Annotated in this window: 16 protein-coding genes; 11 read left to right on the top strand and 5 right to left on the bottom strand. The window is 64.6% G+C overall.

All coding sequences use genetic code 11. The annotated features are described in order from the left end of the window. The first annotated feature begins 61 nt into the window (after window positions 1-61). Window positions 62-1,774, top strand: coding sequence for an FAD-dependent oxidoreductase (locus JOY50_RS02315; RefSeq protein WP_132839895.1), 1,713 nt, complete (start codon window positions 62-64; stop codon window positions 1,772-1,774). A 150-nt stretch (window positions 1,775-1,924) separates the two neighbouring features. Here JOY50_RS02315 and JOY50_RS02310 read toward each other — a convergent pair whose 3' ends face one another. The 3 genes from JOY50_RS02310 to JOY50_RS02300 all read right to left on the bottom strand — a co-directional run bounded on the left by JOY50_RS02310 (window position 1,925) and on the right by JOY50_RS02300 (window position 5,882). Further along, window positions 1,925-3,418, bottom strand: coding sequence for an aldehyde dehydrogenase (locus JOY50_RS02310; RefSeq protein WP_243054698.1), 1,494 nt, complete (start codon window positions 3,416-3,418; stop codon window positions 1,925-1,927). A 196-nt stretch (window positions 3,419-3,614) separates the two neighbouring features. Beyond that, entirely contained in the window at window positions 3,615-4,997 is a 1,383-nt protein-coding gene (locus tag JOY50_RS02305; RefSeq protein ID WP_138736713.1) for an aspartate aminotransferase family protein, read from the bottom strand. Window positions 4,998-5,039: 42 nt separating this feature from the next. Then, window positions 5,040-5,882 carry a helix-turn-helix transcriptional regulator gene (locus JOY50_RS02300; RefSeq protein WP_243054697.1) on the bottom strand — a complete coding sequence of 281 codons (843 nt, stop codon included), beginning with the start codon at window positions 5,880-5,882 and terminating at the stop codon, window positions 5,040-5,042. 281 nt (window positions 5,883-6,163) lie between these two features. Here JOY50_RS02300 and JOY50_RS02295 point away from each other — a divergent pair, with 281 nt between their 5' ends. After that, window positions 6,164-7,546 carry an APC family permease gene (locus tag JOY50_RS02295; protein WP_138736715.1) on the top strand — a complete coding sequence of 461 codons (1,383 nt, stop codon included), beginning with the start codon at window positions 6,164-6,166 and terminating at the stop codon, window positions 7,544-7,546. A gap of 118 nt (window positions 7,547-7,664) precedes the next feature. Further along, complete coding sequence (locus tag JOY50_RS02290) at window positions 7,665-9,245, top strand: aldehyde dehydrogenase (NADP(+)) (RefSeq protein ID WP_132839881.1); 1,581 nt, start codon at window positions 7,665-7,667, stop codon at window positions 9,243-9,245. Window positions 9,246-9,276: 31 nt separating this feature from the next. On the opposite strand, the gene JOY50_RS02285 is transcribed toward JOY50_RS02290, so the two are convergent. Next, window positions 9,277-10,143, bottom strand: a complete 867-nt coding sequence (locus JOY50_RS02285) for a LysR substrate-binding domain-containing protein (protein WP_243054696.1) — start codon at window positions 10,141-10,143, stop codon at window positions 9,277-9,279. Between the two features lie 112 nt (window positions 10,144-10,255). Here JOY50_RS02285 and phnD point away from each other — a divergent pair, with 112 nt between their 5' ends. The 8 genes from phnD (at window position 10,256) to JOY50_RS02245 (ending at window position 18,326) form a co-directional block, all read left to right on the top strand. Beyond that, window positions 10,256-11,125, top strand: coding sequence for a phosphonate ABC transporter substrate-binding protein (gene phnD, locus JOY50_RS02280; protein WP_138736716.1), 870 nt, complete (start codon window positions 10,256-10,258; stop codon window positions 11,123-11,125). Next, on the top strand, window positions 11,122-11,922 hold the full coding sequence (gene phnC, locus JOY50_RS02275) for a phosphonate ABC transporter ATP-binding protein (protein WP_132839874.1): 801 nt from the start codon (window positions 11,122-11,124) through the stop codon (window positions 11,920-11,922). Before phnD ends, phnC begins: the two co-directional genes overlap by 4 nt. Then, window positions 11,919-12,737, top strand: coding sequence for a phosphonate ABC transporter, permease protein PhnE (gene phnE, locus JOY50_RS02270; RefSeq protein WP_028613589.1), 819 nt, complete (start codon window positions 11,919-11,921; stop codon window positions 12,735-12,737). Before phnC ends, phnE begins: the two co-directional genes overlap by 4 nt. A gap of 194 nt (window positions 12,738-12,931) precedes the next feature. Further along, on the top strand, window positions 12,932-14,020 hold the full coding sequence (psrA, locus tag JOY50_RS02265) for an iron-containing alcohol dehydrogenase PsrA (RefSeq protein ID WP_243054695.1): 1,089 nt from the start codon (window positions 12,932-12,934) through the stop codon (window positions 14,018-14,020). A gap of 87 nt (window positions 14,021-14,107) precedes the next feature. Next, window positions 14,108-15,403 carry an MFS transporter gene (locus tag JOY50_RS02260; RefSeq protein ID WP_132839869.1) on the top strand — a complete coding sequence of 432 codons (1,296 nt, stop codon included), beginning with the start codon at window positions 14,108-14,110 and terminating at the stop codon, window positions 15,401-15,403. A 42-nt stretch (window positions 15,404-15,445) separates the two neighbouring features. Then, a complete protein-coding gene (locus JOY50_RS02255; protein ID WP_243054694.1) occupies window positions 15,446-16,312 on the top strand; it encodes a LysR substrate-binding domain-containing protein in 867 nt (288 codons plus the stop codon). 81 nt (window positions 16,313-16,393) lie between these two features. Continuing rightward, on the top strand, window positions 16,394-17,221 hold the full coding sequence (gene phnX / locus JOY50_RS02250) for a phosphonoacetaldehyde hydrolase (protein ID WP_132839864.1): 828 nt from the start codon (window positions 16,394-16,396) through the stop codon (window positions 17,219-17,221). A gap of 169 nt (window positions 17,222-17,390) precedes the next feature. Next, a complete protein-coding gene (locus tag JOY50_RS02245) occupies window positions 17,391-18,326 on the top strand; it encodes a LysR family transcriptional regulator (RefSeq protein ID WP_132839862.1) in 936 nt (311 codons plus the stop codon). On the opposite strand, the gene JOY50_RS02240 is transcribed toward JOY50_RS02245, so the two are convergent. Beyond that, window positions 18,296-19,507, bottom strand: a complete 1,212-nt coding sequence (locus tag JOY50_RS02240; RefSeq protein ID WP_243054693.1) for an MFS transporter — start codon at window positions 19,505-19,507, stop codon at window positions 18,296-18,298. The genes JOY50_RS02245 and JOY50_RS02240 overlap by 31 nt on opposite strands. Window positions 19,508-19,515 lie beyond the last annotated feature (8 nt).

Below are 19,515 nucleotides of genomic sequence, written 5' to 3'. Positions count from 1 at the left end.
GCCGCAGCCTTGCGGATAAAAATGTGGAACCTTGTTCTAATAACAAAACAGGAACGCCGCAATGCCTTCTGCAGCTCTCGATACCGAATACGATGTACTGGTCATAGGCTCCGGCGCCGCCGGGCTGGCTGCGGCCGTGACGGCAGCCTGGCATGGGCAGAAGGTGATCGTGCTGGAGAAGGAGCCCGTGTTTGGCGGCGCCACCGCCTGGTCTGGCGGCTGGGCCTGGGTGCCACGCAACCCCTTGGCACAGCGGGCTGGCATTGTGGAAGACATCGAGCAGCCACGCACCTACCTGCGCAATGAGCTTGGGGCGTATTACAACGCCGAGCGCGTGGATGCCTTCCTCGAAGCCTGCCCGCATATGGTGGCGTTCTTCGAGAAGCACACAGCGCTGCAGTTTGCCGACGGCAACGGCATCCCGGACATGCATGGCGACACACCCGGTGCGGCCCAGGGCGGGCACCAGGTAATCGCGGCGCCGTACGACGCCCGCCAGGTTGGCACCTTGCTGCCGCGCCTGCGCAAGACCCTGCGCGAAACCTCATTCATGGGCATGCCGATCATGGCCGGCGCCGACCTGGCCGCCTTCCTCAACATGACCCGCTCGCCCAAGGCCTTGCTGCACGTGTGCAAGCGCTTTGGCCGCCACCTGTATCACCTGGCCCGGCATGGCCGGGCGATGCACCTGGTCAACGGCGTGGCATTGGTGGCACGCCTGGCGAAGTCGGCACAAGACCTGGGCGTGCACCTGCAGGAGTCGGCGCCGGCCAAACGCCTGCTGGTCGAAGAGGGCCAGGTACGCGGGGTGCTGGTTGGCACGCCGCAGGGCGATCGGCAGATCCGGGCCAAGGCCGTGGTACTCGCGGCAGGCGGCTTCCCCAACGACAACGCCCGGCGCCGGCAGCTTTTCCCGCGTGATGCCAGCGGCCACGACAACCTGGCCCTGCCGCCACAGGGTTGTTCCGGGGACGGGCTGCGCCTGGGCGAGTCGGCGGGTGGCGTGGTCGCTACCGACCTGAAATCGCCAGTGGCCTGGGCGCCGGTTTCGCAGGTGCCGCACCGTGATGGCAGCATCGGCCACTTCCCGCACATCATCGAACGCGGCAAGCCCGGCATTATTGGCGTGCTGGCCAACGGCAAGCGCTTTGTCAACGAAGCGCATGGCTATTACGACTATGTGTCAGCCATGGTCGCAGCAGTGCCGCCGGATGAGGAAGTGTGCTCGTGGCTGGTTTGCGACCATCGCTTCTTGCGGCGCTATGGCCTGGGTTACGCCCGCCCGGCACCGCTGCCGGTAGGGCCGCATGTGCGCAATGGTTACCTCAAGCGCGGCGCCACGCTCGAACAACTCGCCCAGGCCTGTGGCATCGACCCGTCCGGGCTACGCGCCACGGTCGATGACTTTAACACCCCCGCCCGCAACGGCCAGGACCCGGCGTTTGGCCGTGGCTCCACACCGTTCAACCGCAAGCAGGGCGACCCGCAACACAAAGGGCCCAACCCTTGTGTAGCGCCCATCGAGCATGGGCCGTTCTATGCGGTGAAGGTGAAGCCTGGCTGCTTTGGCACCTTTGCCGGGCTGCGCACCGATGGCAGTGCCCGCGTACTGGATGAGGCCGGGCAGCCGATTGCAGGGCTGTATGCGGCGGGTACCGACATGGCCAGCGTGTTTGGTGGCTGGTACCCGTCGGGTGGCATCAACCTGGGCCCGGCGCTGACTTTTGGTTATGTGGCCGGGCGGCACATTGCCGGGGTGCAAGGGTACGAGTGAGGTACGCCGAAAGGTTTGCAGCGTTGCCTGTGGGGGCCTCTTCGCGGGTGAACCCGCTCCCACAGGTACTGCACCGGCCTCAGGTGCAGTGCGATACCTGTGGGAGCGGGTTTACCCGCGAAGAATGTGACGCGGTAAAGGGTGGTGATATCAGCCGCGCAACTGGTACCAGGTGGTCTTGAGCTGCGAATACTTGTCGAACGAATGCAGCGACAGGTCGCGCCCGAACCCCGACTGCTTGCCACCGCCGAACGGCACCGTCACATCCAGCGCATCGACCGTGTTCACCGACACAGTACCGGCCTTCAACGCCCGCGCCACTCGGTGCACCTGGTTGAAGTCATCGCTCCACACCGAGGCCGCCAGGCCATAGATGCTGTCGTTGGCCAGGCGCACCGCTTCTTCTTCCGTGTCGAAAGCGCTGACTGCCAGCACCGGCCCGAACACTTCCTCCCGCGCCAGGCTCATGCGGCCATGGACACCGGCAAAAATGGTCGGCTCAATGTAGTTGTCCGAACCTTCGATGGTCAGGCGCCGACCGCCACACACCAGCCGCGCGCCCTCTTGCCCGGCGCGCGCAATGGCGGCTTCGATGCGGCCGGTTTGTTCGGCATCGACAATGGCACCCGCACGGCTCGCCGGGTCCAGGGGGTTGCCCGGCAACCACTGGCGGGCTTTGGCTTGCAGGCGCTCGACAAATTCGTCATGGACGGAGCGCTGTACGTACAGCCGCGAGTTGGCCGAACACACCTCGCCCTGGTTGAAGAAAATACCGAATGCGGCCTTTTCCGCCGCCAGGTCCAGGTCCTGGCAGTTTTCGAACACCAGGTTGGGGCTTTTGCCGCCACACTCCAGCCACACCTCCTTGAGGTTGGACTGCGCCGAGTACTGCATGAAGTACTTGCCCACCTGGGTGGAGCCGGTGAACACCAGGCAGTCCACATCCGGGTGCAGGCCCAGCGCCTGCCCAGCCTGCTCGCCCAAGCCAGGCACCACGTTCAGCACGCCTTCCGGCACACCGGCTTCCAGCGCCAGCTGGGCCAGGCGCAAGGCCGAGAACGGTGATTGTTCGGCAGGTTTGAGCACCACGCTGTTGCCGGCAGCCAGCGCCGGGGCGAGCTTCCAGGCGGCCATGTCCAAGGGGAAGTTCCATGGCACCACGGCGGCCACTACGCCCAGGGCTTCCCGGGTGATGGTGGCCAGTGCATTGGGCGCAGTGGGCGCCACCTGGTCATACAGCTTGTCCAGCGCCTCGCCGTACCAGGCGAACACATGGGCAGAGCCCGGCACGTCGATGTTGTAGGCGTCCATTACCGGCTTACCCATGTTCAGCGAGTCCAGCAGGGCCAGCTCCTCGCGATGGGCCATGATCAGCTCGGCCAGGCGCAGCAGCACCTTCTTGCGCTCGCCGGGGGCCATGCGCGGCCAGGGGCCTTGTTCGAAGGCCCGACGTGCGCTGGCGACGGCAAGGTCGACCTCGGCCTGGCCGCAGGCAGCGACCTGGGCCAGTACGCTGTTGGTGGCGGGGTTGATGGTGGCGAACGTGACGCCATCCTGTGCGTTGACGGGTTTGCCGTTGATCAGCGCCTGGGATGGCAGGTACAGGTCCGAGGCGCGTTGTTGCCAGAATTCGAGGGTGTACATTTGTACTCCAGGCGACCGCTGTGGCGATCATTTTGCGGAAGTAACAGGTATCACACAGTCCGCAAGCGCGCCGCGCTCCCCCTTGTGGGAGCGGGCGTGCCCGCGAATCAGGTGACACGGAGGATGGCACCGGCTTCGCCGGTGTTCGCGGGCATGCCCGCTCCCACAGGGGAAACCGGTTGCCCTTGGCAACGGTTTAGAGCTTGCCGACCAAGCGGGCCGTGCGGTCCACGGCAATGCGGGTTTTCTCCACCAGTTCATCCAGCTCGCTGTGGTTGGCGATCAAGGCCGGCGCCATGATCATCCGGCCCAAGGTCGAGCGAATGATCACCCCTTCCTCGAAACCAAAGGTGCGGCATTGCCAGGCCAGGTCGTTCTCGTTGGTAAAGCGTTTACGCGTCGGCTTGTGCTCGGCGAACTGCAACGCTGCCACCAACCCGGCGCCCTGCACCTGGCCGATCAACGGGTGGTCGGCGAACACCTCGCGCAGGATGCGTTGCAGGTACGGTCCGGTGTCATCCTTAACCTGGGTCACGATGCCTTCGTCGCGCAGCGCCTTCAGGTTGGCGATGGCCACCGCCGCCGCCACCGGGTGGCCGGAATAGGTCAGGCCGTGGGCAAACACCCCGCCCCGCTCCACCAGTGCCTCGGCAATGCGCTTGCTCAGCACCAGGCCACCCATGGGCACGTAGCCGCTGGTCAGGCCCTTGGCAATCGACAGGGTGTCGGGCTCGAAGCCGAAGTATTCGTGTGCAAACCACTCGCCGGTGCGGCCAAAGCCACCAATCACCTCATCGGCGCACAACAGCACGTCGTACTGGCGGCAGATGCGCTGGATTTCCGGCCAGTAGCTTTCCGGCGGGAAGATCATGCCGCCTGCGCCCTGGAACGGCTCGGCGATAAAGCCGGCAACATTCTCGGCCCCCAGTTCCAGGATCTTTTCCTCCAGCTGCAAGGCGCAGCGGCGGCCGAATTCGGCCGGCGTCAGCTCGCCCCCCTCGGCGTACCAGTACGGCTCATCGATGTGCGCAACATCCGGGATCAGCCCGCCCATTTCGTGCATGAACTTCATGCCGCCCAGCGCCGTAGCCGCCAGGGTCGAGCCGTGGTAACCGTTCCAGCGGCCAATCATGACCTTCTTGTTCGGCTGGCCGACCACTTGCCAGTAGCGGCGTACGGTACGGATCAACACTTCGTTGGCTTCAGAGCCTGAGTTGGTGTAGATCGCGTGGCTGTAGTGGCCGGGCAGCAGGCTGAACAGCAGCTCGGACAGTTCGATCACCGCCGGGTGGGTGGTGTGGAAAAACATGTTGTAGTAGGCCAGCTGGTCCATCTGCGTGGCGGCAGCGACAGTCAGGTCGCGGCGCCCGTAGCCGAGCTGGGTGCACCACAGGCCAGACATGCCATCCAGGTAGCGCTTGCCCTCGCTGTCCCACAGGTGCAGGCGTTCGCCACCGACGATCACCCGCGGCCCTTCGGCATTCAGCGCCTTCTGGTCGAGGAAGGCATGGATATGGTGCGCGGCATCGGCTGCCTGGTAGTCGCGGGTCTGGCGTTGCGGGGCGAAAGGCGCATTCATTGTTGGTTTTCCTTTGCGGTGGGGTTGCAGGGTGGCTGGCGCTCAGCGCAGCTTGCCCATGTAGCTTTCCAGCGGGTCCTTGCCCAGCACGCCCTGGGCATTGGCCAGCGCGTCGATGAACAGGGAAAACAGCTCGGACTGGGTACCGATGTCGAGCTTGGCGTAGACGTTCTTGCGGTGCGACTTGATGGTGTCTTCCGACACCCCCAGGCGCTCGGCCAGCGACTTGGTCGAGTGGCCACGCAGGATCAACTGGGCGATACGGCACTCACGCTCGGTCAGCAGCGAGCTGCCGAAATTGTTAAGCGCGGCGTGGATACGTTGTTCGAGAATGTTTTCGAAGCGCCCGGTGCGGCTGTCCAGCCCGGCGAAGTGCTTGCTCAGCACCGCCAGCACCCAGGGCGTGATGAGCCCGTACAGCTCGCGGGTGTGCGCATCCAGCTTGTCGGTGAACGCCAGCGACACCGCCAGGCTCTGCCCCGGCGCAACCTGCAGGATGTAGTTGAGCTCATCCTCCAGGTGCGAGTGCCGGTAGAACGACTGGTAGTATTCGCTGACCTCGAAATGGTCGGGCGCCACTTCGAACAACCCATAGCACCCCGACGCTACCTGCTCCACACAGGCACCGTAGAACGGGTCGAGCAGGTAGAAGCCGGACAAGTAGCGGCTGACATTGCCCTCAGGCTGCCAGGGCGCCTTGTCGTCCTGCTCGAACAGCGCACAAGGCATGCCGTCGTGCGGGTACAGGTACACCGTGGTCGCCTGGATCGGCCGGATAACGCCAAGTGCGGCAAACAGGTTGGCGGCAAAGCCCGGTCGGCCGATTGCCTCGGTGACCTTGGCCAGGTGCTCGAACCACTGTTCTGAAAGCAATTGATTAGTCACTGTGGGCCTGCCGTTTCTATTCAGAGGCACCGCCGCCAGTGCGGTGCGTTGTTGACCAGATACTCCCACGCCACTGCAGACGCCGAAATCACCCTTTGGGGTGAGCCGGGCAAGGCTGTACCCGCTCACCCCAAAGGGTGATTCCGGGTACCTGCAGGGTGTGGGAGCATCAACCCGCCCCAGCGCTGCGAGCCTTCCGCTCGACCTCCTTGCACTTCACCCACCGGTAACGAGCCTGCTCGCGTACTGCGGTGTCCTGCATCCTCTTCCAGGAGTTAGCAATGCATACAACAACAAGTACAGCCCATAGCCCCTCCCATGACACCGCCGCGCACCCCGGCGCCAACACCGGCCGCTTCCGCAAGTCCATGGGGCTGACTGCCCTGGTCCTGTTCGGCCTGGCCTACATGGTGCCCCTGGCCGTATTCACCACCTACGGGCTGGTCACCCAGATGACCAAAGGGCACCTGCCCACCGCCTACCTGCTCACCCTCGCCGCCATGCTGCTGACTGCCTACAGCTACGGCCGCATGGTCCAGGCCCACCCCTACTCCGGCTCGGTCTACACCTATACGCGCAAGGCCTTCGGCAGCCACATCGGCTTTATTACCGGCTGGACACTGCTGCTCGACTACATCTTCCTGCCGCTGCTCAGCTACCTGCTGATCGGCATCTACATGTCGGAATACTTCCCGGCCATCCACGCCTGGGTGTGGGTGGCAGGCTCCATTGCCCTGGTCACCTTCCTCAACCTGATCGGCATCGAGTCCATCACCCGGGTCAACTGGATCCTGGTAGTGGTGCAGCTGGTGTTCATCATCGTCTTCGTCGCCCTGTCCGTGCTCAAGCTCAGCGGGCAGGCGGAGCCGGTGTCGCTGCTGGCGCCCTTCCACCACGAAGGCTTCAGCGTGCCGCTGATCATGACCGGCGCTGCCGTACTGTGCCTGTCCTTCCTGGGGTTTGATGCCGTCTCGACCATGGCCGAAGAAACGACCAACCCGACCTACCGCATTCCGGTGGCGATCCTGGCGGTTTCGCTGATCGGCGGCTTGCTGTTTCTGGTGGTGTCGTACTGCGCGCAGATGGTGTTCCCCGACTGGGGCAGCTTCGCCGACCCGGATTCGGCCTCGGTGGATGTGATGCGCCGTGTCGGCGGCGAACTGCTGGTAACGGCCTTCACTGCCACCTACGTGGCCGGCTGCTTCGCCTCGGCCATGGTGTCCCAGGCCAGCGTGTCGCGCGTGCTGTTCGCCATGGGCCGCGACGGCGCGTTGCCGCGGGCGTTCGGCCAACTGGTGACAAAAAAACGCGTGCCAGCCACTGCCATCCTGGTGGTCAGCCTGCTGTCGCTGATCGCCCTGGTAATCACCCTCGACACCGTGGCCAACATGATCAGCTTTGGCGCGCTGTTCGCCTTTTCGGCGGTGAACCTGGCGGTGGTCAAGCACTATCTGGTCGACCAGAAACTGCGCGGTGGCCGCAACTACCTGCTGTACGGCGCCATCCCCGGCCTGGGCTTTCTCAGCACGCTGTGGCTGTGGAGCAGCCTGACCAGCCTGTCGTTTACTATCGGCCTGTGCTGGATGGGCATGGGCCTGGTGGTGCTGATGGGGCTGACCCGCGCGTTTCGGGTGAAGCTGCCGGAATTGCAGATGGCGGAGTGACGCTACAAGCTGGGTGATAACTGGTCGTTATCACCCGATCCGCATTAATCATTATTCAGCCCCCCGTTCGCCCCCTACAGTCCCAGCGCAACGACTGTCATTGCCAACGGGAAACGAAATGTCCATCGAACATCGCCTGAACCATATCGCCGGCCAACTCAGCGGCAACGGTGACGTGCTGCTGAACAGCGTCGACGCCCACACCGGCGAGCCACTGCCATACGCCTTCCACCAGGCGACCGGCGACGAAGTAGAGGCCGCCGTGCAGGCCGCCGAGGCCGCCTACCCGGCCTACCGCAGCACCAGCCCGGCCCAGCGTGCCGCCTTCCTCGACGCCATTGCCAACGAGCTGGACGCACTGGGTGACGACTTCATCCAGCATGTGATGCGCGAAACCGCGCTGCCCGAGGCCCGCATCCGTGGCGAACGCAGCCGTACCAGCAATCAGCTGCGCCTGTTTGCCGAGGTGGTACGCCGAGGCGACTTCTATGCCGCACGCATCGACCGTGCCCTGCCCCAGCGTACCCCGCTGCCGCGCCCGGACCTGCGCCAGTACCGCATCGGCGTGGGCCCGGTGGCCGTGTTCGGTGCCAGCAACTTCCCGCTGGCCTTTTCCACCGCTGGCGGTGACACCGCCTCGGCGCTGGCCGCTGGCTGCCCGGTGGTGTTCAAGGCGCACAGCGGGCACATGCTCACTGCCGCCCATGTGGCTGGCGCCATTGACCGCGCGGTGGCCAGCAGCGGCATGCCCGCAGGCGTTTTCAACCTGATCTACGGCGCCGGTGTGGGCGAGGCGCTGGTCAAGCACCCGGCCATCCAGGCGGTCGGTTTTACCGGCTCGCTGCGCGGTGGCCGCGCCCTGTGCGACATGGCGGCAGCACGCCCGCAGCCAATCCCCGTATTTGCCGAGATGAGCAGCATCAACCCGGTGATCGTCCTGCCCCAGGCGCTGCAAGCCCGTGGCGAGCAGGTAGCCGGCGAACTGGCCGCCTCGGTGGTGATGGGTTGCGGGCAGTTTTGCACCAACCCTGGCCTGGTGGTGGGCATCCAGTCGCCGCAATTCGAGCATTTCGTGCAAACGCTGGTGGCACGCATGGCCGACCAGGGCCCGCAGACCATGCTTAACGCCGGCACCCTGCGCAGCTACCAGAACGGTGTGCAGCACCTGCTGGCGCACCCGGGTATCCAGCACCTGGCCGGGCAGCCACAGACCGGCAACCAGGCCCAGCCACAGCTGTTCAAGGCAGACGTAAGCCTGCTGCTGAACGGCGACCCGCTGCTGCAGGAGGAAGTGTTCGGCCCGACCACCGTAGTGGTGGAGGTGGCCGATGCCGAGCAACTGGCCGAAGCGCTGCGCCACCTGCAGGGCCAGCTGACCGCCACCCTGATTGCCGACCCTGATGACCTGCAAGCCTTTGCCTCGCTGGTGCCGTTGCTGGAGCGCAAGGCCGGGCGCCTGCTGCTCAACGGCTACCCGACCGGTGTGGAGGTTTCCGATGCAATGGTGCATGGCGGGCCTTACCCGGCCACCTCCGACGCACGCGGCACCTCGGTCGGTACCTTGGCCATCGACCGCTTCCTGCGCCCGGTGTGCTTCCAGAACTACCCCGATGCACTGCTGCCGGACGCGTTGAAAAACGCTAACCCGCTGGGGATTGCGCGGTTGCTCGATGGCGTGAACAGCCGCGAGGCGGTGTGATACGGCGCATGCTGAGCAGGCACGGTGCAGCTTAGCCGTGCCAGGCTTGCAGGCAACGCTGAAAAGACGCAATTACCTGGCTGCCCTGCCGATCAGCCAGGCAATACAGGTAAGTCTCTGTGTACACCGGGTCGTGCGAGATGCGGATCACCTTCAAGCGCGGGTCGCCAATGTATTCCGCCTCGGACACCGCGCCAATGCCGATGCCACGGATGACAGCCTCGCGCAGCGCCTCGCGGCTGCCGATTTCCATGGCGATGCGCGGTGTCACCTGCGCCGCTTCCAGCGCATTGTCCAGCGCCAGCCGCGTAGTCGAACCCTGCTCACGGCGCAGCAACGGCTGCCCCTGCAGGGCTTGCAGCGGCACCTGATCGTGGCGGGCGAAAGGGTGATCGGCGCGGGCGAACAGGATCACCGGGTGCCTGGCATAACGTTGTGCGACAAACGCCGGATCATGGTGCAGCCCCGCCAACACACCGATATCGGTCACATAGCCCTGCAGATCGGCCAGCACTGACGCCGAGTTGCCCACGCGGATGGACACATCGATCTGTGGGTACGCCTGCCGATAGCGGTCGACCATCTCGATCACATGAAACGGTCCCACTGCACCGATCTTCAGCTCACCCCGGTTAAGCTGGCCACTGTCGCGCAGCAGGCTGATCGCCTCGGTTTCGAGCATCGACATCTGCTGGGCAATGGGCAGCAAGGCACGGCCAACGGCGGTCAGCTCGATGCGCCGACCGCGGCGGTGAAACAGCTCGACATTGAATTCGCGTTCCAGCCCCTGGATCTGGTTGGTCGCGGTCGGCTGGCTGAGGCCGATGGCCCTGGCCCCGGCGCTGAAGCTGGCGTGCCGGGCCACGGCAAGGAAGGTGCGCAGGCGAGCGGTTGACATCCATAGATCCTTTGAATGATTGGCTGGCCAAACGCATATTGAATTGATGCTGTGACTGTCACATGACAGCCCTAGCTTTGGCGCTACCGACAACAACCACTCCGGTATCGCCATGACACCCTTCCCGAAACTGTTGCGCTGTGCCCGCCTCGCCCTGCTGCCACTGCTGCTCGCTCCCGCCGTGCAGGCACAGCAGGTGCTTACTGTCGGCCTGATCCCGTCGGAAGACTCCCAGGCCATGATCAAGGGCAGCCAGCAGGTGCTCGACCAGTTGCAAGCGCGCCTGGGCATGCCGGTCAAGCCATTCGTCGCGACTGACTACAACGGGGTGATCGAAGCCCTGCGCGCCGGCAAGCTGGACGTGGCCTATCTCGGCCCGTTTTCCTACGTACTGGCCAACCAGATCGCCGGTGCCGAAGCCTTTGCCGTAGCGGTGACCAAAAAGACCGCCAGCAGCGCCTACCACAGCCTGATCATCGCCCGTCAGGACAGCGGCATTCGTACGCTCGACGACCTCAAGGGCCACACCTTCGCCTTCGTCGACCCCAGCTCGGCCTCTGGCCATCTGTTCCCCAAGGCCGGCCTGGAGCACGCTGGCCATGACCCGAAAACCCTGTTCTCACGGGTGATCTTCTCCGGCTCGCACGATGCCAGCATTCTTGCCGTGGCAAACCGCAAGGTTGATGCAGCGGCCGTGGCCGACCGTATCCTGGCCGGGGCTGTGAACAACGGACAGGCTCAGCAGCAGGACTTCCAGGTGGTGTGGACCTCCCCGGATATTCCCGAATCACCAATGGTCTGGCGCAACAACCTTGACCCCGAACTGCAGGCCAGGCTGCGCACTGCGTTTGCCGGCATCAAGGACGTGCCCTGGGGCGATCAGGGCATGCTCAATGGCTTCCAGCCGACCACTGACGCGGCCTACAACGTGGTTCGTGACACCGCCAAAGTGCTCGACCTCGACCTGCGGAGCCTGAAATGATCCGTATCCGCCAACTGACCAAGGGCTACGCCGACAACCCGGTACTGCGCGGCATCGACCTGGATGTTCAGGCCGGTGAATTCGTGGTGATCCTCGGCCAGTCCGGCGCCGGCAAATCGACCCTGCTGCGCTGCATGAACCGGCTGGCCCAGGCCGATACCGGCGAGCTGCAGGTGGCCGGGGTTAACGCCATGCGTGCAGCCGACCAACGCGCACTGCGCCGGCAGGTCGCGATGATCTTCCAGCATCACAACGTGGTACCGCGGCTGTCGGTGCTTAAGAACGTGCTGACCGGCCGTCTCGGCCACTGCAGCACGCTCGCCTCGCTGCTACAGCTGTTCCGCCGCGACGACGTGGCCCTGGCGCGTGATTGCCTGCGCCGGGTCGAGCTGGAGCACAAGGCCGGGTCGCGCACCGATGCGCTGTCTGGCGGGCAGATGCAGCGGGTGGGTATCGCCCGTGCGCTGGCCCAGCGGCCACAGGTGATCCTGGCCGACGAACCGGTGGCCAGCCTCGACCCGAACACCGCGCATGTGGTCATGCAGTACCTGCGCGAAGCCAGCCGCACCCTCGGCATAACCGTGGTGTGCAACCTGCACCAGGTGGAACTGGCGCGGGCATTCGCCGACCGCATCGTCGGCCTGGCCAACGGGCGCCTGGTGTTCGACGGCCAACCCGGTCAGCTGGACGAAGCCGCGCTGCAGCGCATCTATCACAACCCATCTGCCAATGAGCCTGGGCAGGCAATGGCTGCACCACGGCCAATGCTGGCCACTGGCACAGGAGCCTCGGCATGAACCCGCAGAGCCACCAATGGCTGGTCAAAACACCCACTCGCGCCCGCAGCTGGCTGGGCACTGGCGCGCTGTTGCTGGCGATCGTCCTGGTGCTGCAGTGGAGCGCCGAAGGGGCACAGCTGAGCTGGGGCGAACTGGCCAACGGGCTGCCACAGATCGGCGACTTCCTTGGCCGCTCGCTACCGCCAGACCTGAGCATAATGCCCAGTTTGTGGCGCCCGGCCCTGGAAACCCTGCAAATCGCGCTATGGGGCACCCTGCTGGGGATCGTTCTCGCCGTGCCGCTGGGTTTTCTGGCCGCGCGCAACTTGCATGGCAACCGCTGGCTATACCAGGCCACCCGGCAGCTGCTGAACGTGATCCGCAGCATCAACGAGCTGATCCTGGCGTTGGTGTTCGTCTCGGCGGTAGGGCTGGGGCCCTTCCCTGGCGTGCTGGCCCTGGCGCTGCATGGCGTGGGCATGCTCGGCAAGTTCTTTGCCGAAACCATCGAGGAAATCGACCAGGGGCCCATTGAAGCGCTGCGGGCCACCGGTGCGCGGCCACTGCAGGTGATTGCTTTCGGCGTGCTGCCGCAAGTGATCACCGCCTGGATCGCCGTGGTGCTGTACCGCTTCGAGGTGAACCTGCGTTCGGCCACGGTGCTGGGCATGGTCGGTGCCGGTGGCCTGGGCTTCGAGCTGGTCAGCAGCCTGAAGCTGTTCAAGTACCAGGAAACCGCCACCTGCATCCTGGTGATCACTGTGATGGTGGTGCTTGCCGACCTGGTCTCCAACCGCCTGCGGCACGCCATTCAAGGCAACGCCCGCCACTGATTCGCCGCCCATCCAACCCCTTGCCACGTGCGCCCGGTGGGCGCGCGACGGGCAGACCATGCCTGGAGTTCAAGCCCATGCACTTTGCGTCCGTTATCGGCTCAGCCGATAGCACCCTGCAATCAATCGATTGGATCGAAACCCGCCAGCCGACGAGCATGGCTGCACCTTCCAACAACAATAAGGAACTGCCCATGCCTGCCTGCTTCCACAACCCGGTTACCACCGTTTTCGGCGGGGGCAGCCTGGACCAGATCGCCCAACACTGCCCCGGCAAAGTCGCCCTCGTCACCTTCCCTGAGGCCGAACAGCTCGGCCTGGTTGCGCGGGTACGCAGCCTGCTGGGCGAGCGACTGGTGTGCGTGATCGACAATGTGCAACCCAACCCCGATGTCGCCTGGCTGCGGGGTGTGCATGAAGCGTTCTGGGCACGGCACGGCGACTGCGATACGGTGCTGGCGCTAGGCGGTGGCAGCGCCATCGATACCGCAAAGGCGCTGATCGTCGGTACCGCTTCTGGCCATTTCGATGAACTGCTCGAGCTGCTGGCCAGCGGCAAACCGTTTACCCCGGCCCGACACAAGACACTGGTGGCCGCGCCGACCACGGCAGGCACCGGCAGCGAGGTGACGCCATGGGCCACCTTGTGGGACGCTGGCCAGCAGAAGAAGTACTCGCTGCACCTGAGCTGTACCTGGCCCAGCGTGGCGCTTATCGACCCGGAACTGATGCTCAGCGTGCCGGCCGGGGTGACGGTATCCACCGGGCTGGATGCCTTGTCCCACGCGCTGGAATCAATCTGGAACCACAACGCCAATCCGCTCTCCGATACCTTCGCGCTGTCGGCCATCGACGACATTCTCGACTGCCTGCCACGCCTGCGGCAGGACCTGGGCAACCGCGAGCTGCGGGCACGCATGGCGTTGGCTGCACTGAAGGCCGGGCTGGCCTTTTCCAACACCAAGACTGCCTTGGCCCACTCCATTTCCTACGAAATGACCTTGCGCCACGGCCTGCCCCACGGCATCGCCTGCTCCTTCACCCTGCCGCTGGTGCTGGGCCTGGCCTGGGGCCGTGATGCCGGGCGTGACCAGATCCTGCAGAAGGCCTTCGGCCGCGACCTTGCAGCCGCCCAACAGCGCTTGCGAGCATTTCTCCATCAGCTGGGCGTGCGCACCGAATTCGCAGACTACGGCGTGACAGCCGCCGAGGCCCAGGCGATGATCGACGCCGCCATGCAGGGCGCCCGTGGGCGCAATTTCATCGGCGCGCAAGCCGCCTGACATTCCGCGTTTTTCCTGTAGCACCTTTCAAGAGTGCCGACTCGCCGTGCCCCTTGGGCCGGCGCCAGAGAACAAAAGGAAACCGTCATGAACCGTGCACAAACCCTGACTGGCACGCTGCCCAGCACCATGCCGTTTCGCCTCGCGCAATGGCGCATGCTGCTGGCCGCGATGTTCTGCTACCTGTTCTTCTACACCGGGCGACAAACCTTCGGTTTCGCCATCCCCGGGATCCAGGCCGAGTTCGGCCTGAGCAAGGAAACCCTCGGCTGGGCCTCCACCGCCATGCTGTGGATGTATGCCATTGGCCAGGCCATCAATGGCAACCTCGCCGACAAGTTCGGTGGCCGGCGCATCATGAGCATCGGCGCCGTGTTGTCGTGCGGCGCCAACTGGGTCACCAGCTTCGCCGGCGGTTTTCTCAGCCTGATCCTGCCGTGGGGCGTCAACGGCTACTTCCAGGCCCTGGGCTGGGCGCCCGGCAGCCGCCTGCTGTCAAACTGGTGGGGTGCTGCCGAGCGCGGCAAGGTCTATGGCTTCTATGTGTTCGCCGCCGGCTGCGCTTCGGTGTTGTCGTATGTCACCTCGGTAGTGGTGATCGATGTACTGCACCTGGAGTGGCGCTGGATCTTCCGCCTGCCGGTGCTGCTGATGCTGGCCGGTGGCATCGTTTTTTATCTGGTTGCCCGGGAACGCCCGCAGGACATGGGCTACCCCGCGCTGGACGACACCGGCGTAGCCAACGCCGAAGACAGCGCCAACGCGGCCACCCAGGGCGGCGAAGAAACCTCGCGCCAGCGCTACCTTGCCGTTCTGAAAAACCCGCGCCTGCTGGTGGCCGCAGTGTCGCTGGGCTTCCAGAACGCTGCGCGCTACGGGCTGATCGTCTGGGTACCGGTGCATTTCCTGGGCGCCAACTGGCAGAAAGGCGACAGTTTCATCGACCCGAAGTGGATCACCATCGCCTTGCCGGTGGGCATGGCCGTGGGTGCGCTGAGCAACGGCTGGGTGTCGGACAAGCTGTTCGGTAGCAAGCGCTACAAGGCAATTATGCTGTACATGGTGTTGGGCGCGCTCACCAGCCTGTGGATGTGGAGCCTGCCGGCACACAGTGCGGTGGGCCTGCTGGCGCTGTTCCTCTGCGGCTTCTTCGTCTACGGCCCTGCATCGAGCTTCTGGGCGTTGTGCCCGGACCTGGTTGGCGCCCGCCGCGCTGGCACCGCCACAGGGATCATGAATTTCGCCTCGTACCTGTTCGCCGGGCTGGCGGAGCCGCTGATCGGACGTATGCTCGATACCACCGGCAATACGTCGCTGATCTTCGTCGTGGTCACCACAGCCTGCGCCTGCAGTGCCCTGGTGGCCCTGTTCGTGCGCCGCTGAGGTTGCCTGCCATGTCGTCCGTGCGATTGCCAGAGAGGTGTCATGTACCAGTACCACAAGTGGTTGCGCTCCTTTCATGCCGTGGCGCGGACCGGCAGTTTCACCCAGGCCGCCGAGCTGCTGAGCATCGGCCAGCCGACTGTCAGCGAGCAGGTCAGCGGCCTGGAAAAACGCTTTTGCGTGGAACTGCTCCACCGCCGCGGGCGCTTTGTCGAGCTGAGCCCGGCAGGCCGCCAGCTCTACGAAATCACCCAGGGCCTGTTCGGCCAGGAGGACGAAGCGTTGCAACTGCTGCACAGCTTCCAGCAACGCAAGCAAGGCATGCTACGCATCGGCGCGGTGTCGCCGCCGATTGCCATGAGCCTGACGTACGAGCTGATGCAGCGCTACCCGCAGATCGAACTGGAAACCTCGTTCAGCAGCGAAGCCGGGACACTGGAGAGGCTGTACAACTTCGACATCGACCTGGCCATCCTCGCCCTGTCGGAGTTCGACCAGCGCCTGAACACTCGGCTGTACCGCACCTGCCCGATTCTGGCGGTGGTGCGCGACGACCATCCCTGGGCCGGGCAGACGAGTGTCAGCGTAAAGGACATTGCCGGTCAGCGCGTGGTGCTGCGCGAGGCGGCATCGCGCACCCGCCAGCTTGTGGAGGAAGGCTGCCGCCGGCATGGCGTTTCACTGGACTGCGCGATGCAGTTGAACAGCCGCGAAGCGATTGTGCATGCGGTGGTACACGGCATCGGCGTGGGCTTTGTCTCGGCGGTGGAGTATGCCGACCGGCCCGGCACGCGTTCTGTCGCCTTTATCGAAGACCCGTTCAACATCAGTTACTACCTGTGCTGCCTGGGCATCCGCCGTAACCGGGCGATCATCGCCGAACTGTTCGACGCGCTCAACGCGCACTGATGCACCACTGACCAGCGCGAGCCTGCCAATGCGTCGGGCGGGCCGCGCTCACCCTGAGTTTTTACCCACTGGAGCTTTGCCATGCACTATCAGCACCCCAAGCACCTGCAGGCCGCCATTCTTGACTGGGCCGGCACCGTGGTGGATTTCGGCTCGTTCGCCCCCACCCAGATCTTCGTCGAGGCCTTTGCCGAGTTTGGCGTGCAGGTCAGCCTGAAGGAAGCCCGCGGGCCCATGGGCATGGGCAAGTGGGACCATATCCGCACCCTGTGCGATGTGCCCGCCATTGCCGCGCGCTACCAGGCCGCATTCGGCCATACGCCAAGCGACGAGGATGTGACAGCTATCTACGAACGCTTCATGCCCTTACAGATCGAGAAGATCGCCGACCATTCGGCGCTGATTCCCGGGGCCCTGGAAGTCATCGCCCAGTTGCGCCGGCAAGGGCTGAAAATCGGCTCCTGCTCAGGCTACCCTGCTGTGGTGATGGAAAAGGTGGTGGCCCTGGCCTTGAGCAACGGCTACAGCGCCGACCACGTGGTGGCGACCGACGAGGTACCAAATGGTCGCCCCTACCCCGCACAGGCACTGGCCAACGTGATTGCCCTGGGGGTCAGCGATGTAGCGGCTTGCGTCAAGGTCGACGACACTTGGCCGGGCATTCTCGAGGGCCGCAGCGCGGGAATGTGGACCGTGGCCCTGACGTGCTCGGGCAACGCTCTCGGGTTGACCTACGAGCAATACAAGGCGCTGCCCGAAGCGGAACTGGAACAGCAACGCCGGCGCATTGGCAGCCTGTTCGAAGGCGCGCGACCGCATTACCTGATCGACACCATCGCCGAACTGCCTGGCGTCATCGCCGATATCAATGCCCGCCTGGCGCGTGGAGATATGCCGCAAGGCTGTTGAACCTGACGGCATGGCCTGGTTTGTCCGCGAACAACGCGTCAACCGCTTCGCGGGCAAACCCGCTTCTGCGCGAAGGGCTGAGACACACAGATGCCATTGATGAAATGTCCTTGTCAGCATTCAATATGCTGCACTGACAATGGAACCCAATTCATCAAAAAGGCCAGCCATGTACTCCTCCGAACGCCTGAAAGGCATCGACGTATTCGTTGCCGTCGCTGATCTGGGCAGCTTCACGGCAGCCGCGGAGCGGCTCAACCTCACCAGCTCGGCCATCAGCAAGAGCGTGGCCCGGCTTGAGGCCCGCCTGGGCGCACGGCTGTTCAACCGCACCACACGCACCTTGTCGCTCAGCGAGGCTGGCGTCATTTTCTACCGGACCTGCACCTCGGTCCTGGCCGACCTGGAAGAGGTCGAGCACGCACTGGTCGCCAGCGACAACGAACCCCATGGCAAGGTCCGGATAGAACTGCCAGCCTCCTACGGCCGCCTGCATGTGCTGCCCTTGATTCTGGACTTCATCCGCCTGCACCCATTGCTGCAACCGCACGTGTCTTTCTCCGACCGTTTTGTCGACCCGGTGCACGAAGGTATCGACATCGTGGTGCGGATCGGTGGCCCGGATGCCTGGCCGGCCGCACTTGGCCACCAGTACTTCGGAGCCCAACGCCTGATGTTCTGTGCCGCGCCTGGCTACCTGGAAAAACACGGTGTGCCGCAAGACGAACGCGACCTGGAACACCACCACTGCGTCGGCTATGGGCACACCGATGGCATGGTCAGCCCCTGGCTGTTCAAGGGCGGCCAGCCTGGCGAAATGGAACGACGCACCGTACAGCCACGTATCGCGGTGGGGGACGGCGAGGGGGAAGTTGCAGCAGTGCTGGCCGGTCATGGCATCGGCCAGCTACCCACCTGGCTGACCCAGCAACTGCTCGATCAAGGGCGCCTGGTGGAGGTGCTGCCAGAGCTGGCTACCGACGGCCTGCCGATGAACCTGGTGTGGCTCAAGAGCCGCGAGGGGCTACCCAAGGTCCGCGCCCTGCTCGACTACCTGTTGGCGCGGCTGGCGCCTCATGGTACCCGGGCCAGCGATGCTCGCTGATGCGCAAGGCCGCCGACCAGCGGCACAAGCCCCAGCGCCACCAGCGCCACGCCTGCGGCTACGTAGCCCAGGTATTCGATACCCAGTCCAGGGATGGTCAAGCCACCAAGTACGGCGCCCAAGCCAATCCCCGCATTGGCCGCCGACACATTGGTGCTACCGGCCAACGCCTGGGCATGCGTCACAGAACCCATCACCCGTACCTGGCTGATGGGGTAGAGCGCGGTGTTGGCCACACCCCACACCCCCAGCGCCAGGCAGAACACCAGGCCTGCCTGTGCCAGCGGCACGATTGCCGCCATGCCGATAGCCAGCAGCACCAGAAACAGCGCCGTCGCCCGCAGCGGTGAACGATCCACGGCTCGCCCACCGATCCAGTTGCCGAGCAGGCCTACCGCGCCAAAGCCCATCAGCCACCAACCGGTATGCGCGGGTGGTACACCCGCAACCCGCTGCAGCAGCTCGGCCAGGTAGCTGTAGCCTGTGAACATCGCGGTGAACACCACCACCGAAAGCAGGACATTGGCGAGGAAATAACGCTCTTTGAAAATGCGTGCCTGCTGCATGAAGTCGACTTTTGCCGCGCGGGCAACGTGCGGCATCCACACCCACATGGCCAGCGCCATCAGCAACGACAGCGCGGCCAGTATCCAGAATGCGCCCCGCCAACCCACGGCATTGGACGCGACGGTGCCCAGCGGAATACCCAGCAACATCGCCGCCGAGATGCCCAGGTACACCTTGGAGATCGCTTGCCCTGCTTTATCAGGCCCGGCCAACTGGCCGGCCGTTTCACTGGCCGTTCCCCAGAACACCGGCAACGCCAGTGCCGGGACGACCCGCGCAATGGCCAGCACCCAGAAACTGGTCGAGGCCGCAGCCAATGCATTGGCTGCGGCAAATACCAGCAGAATGGTGATGAATAACCGCTTGCGATCCAGGTGAGCCAATGCCGCCGTCAAGAGCGGACCGGCAAGCATCACAGTAAAGGCAAACAGCGTGACCAACTGCCCCGCCATCGAAATGGAAACCCCCAGGTCCTGGCTGAGCGCGGGCAACAAGCCGACAATCAGGAATTCGGTGGTTACGATCAAGAAGGCCGAAAAGGCAAGGACCGCGACGCTGATTGCAGCAAGACGGCCAGTGGGGGTAGCCCCAAGGTGGGGTTCAAAAGCAGACATCAAGACAG

This window comes from Pseudomonas sp. BP01, from assembly GCF_022760795.1.
GTDB lineage: Bacteria > Pseudomonadota > Gammaproteobacteria > Pseudomonadales > Pseudomonadaceae > Aquipseudomonas > Aquipseudomonas putida_Q.
This window is presented reverse-complemented; position numbering and strand designations above follow the sequence as displayed.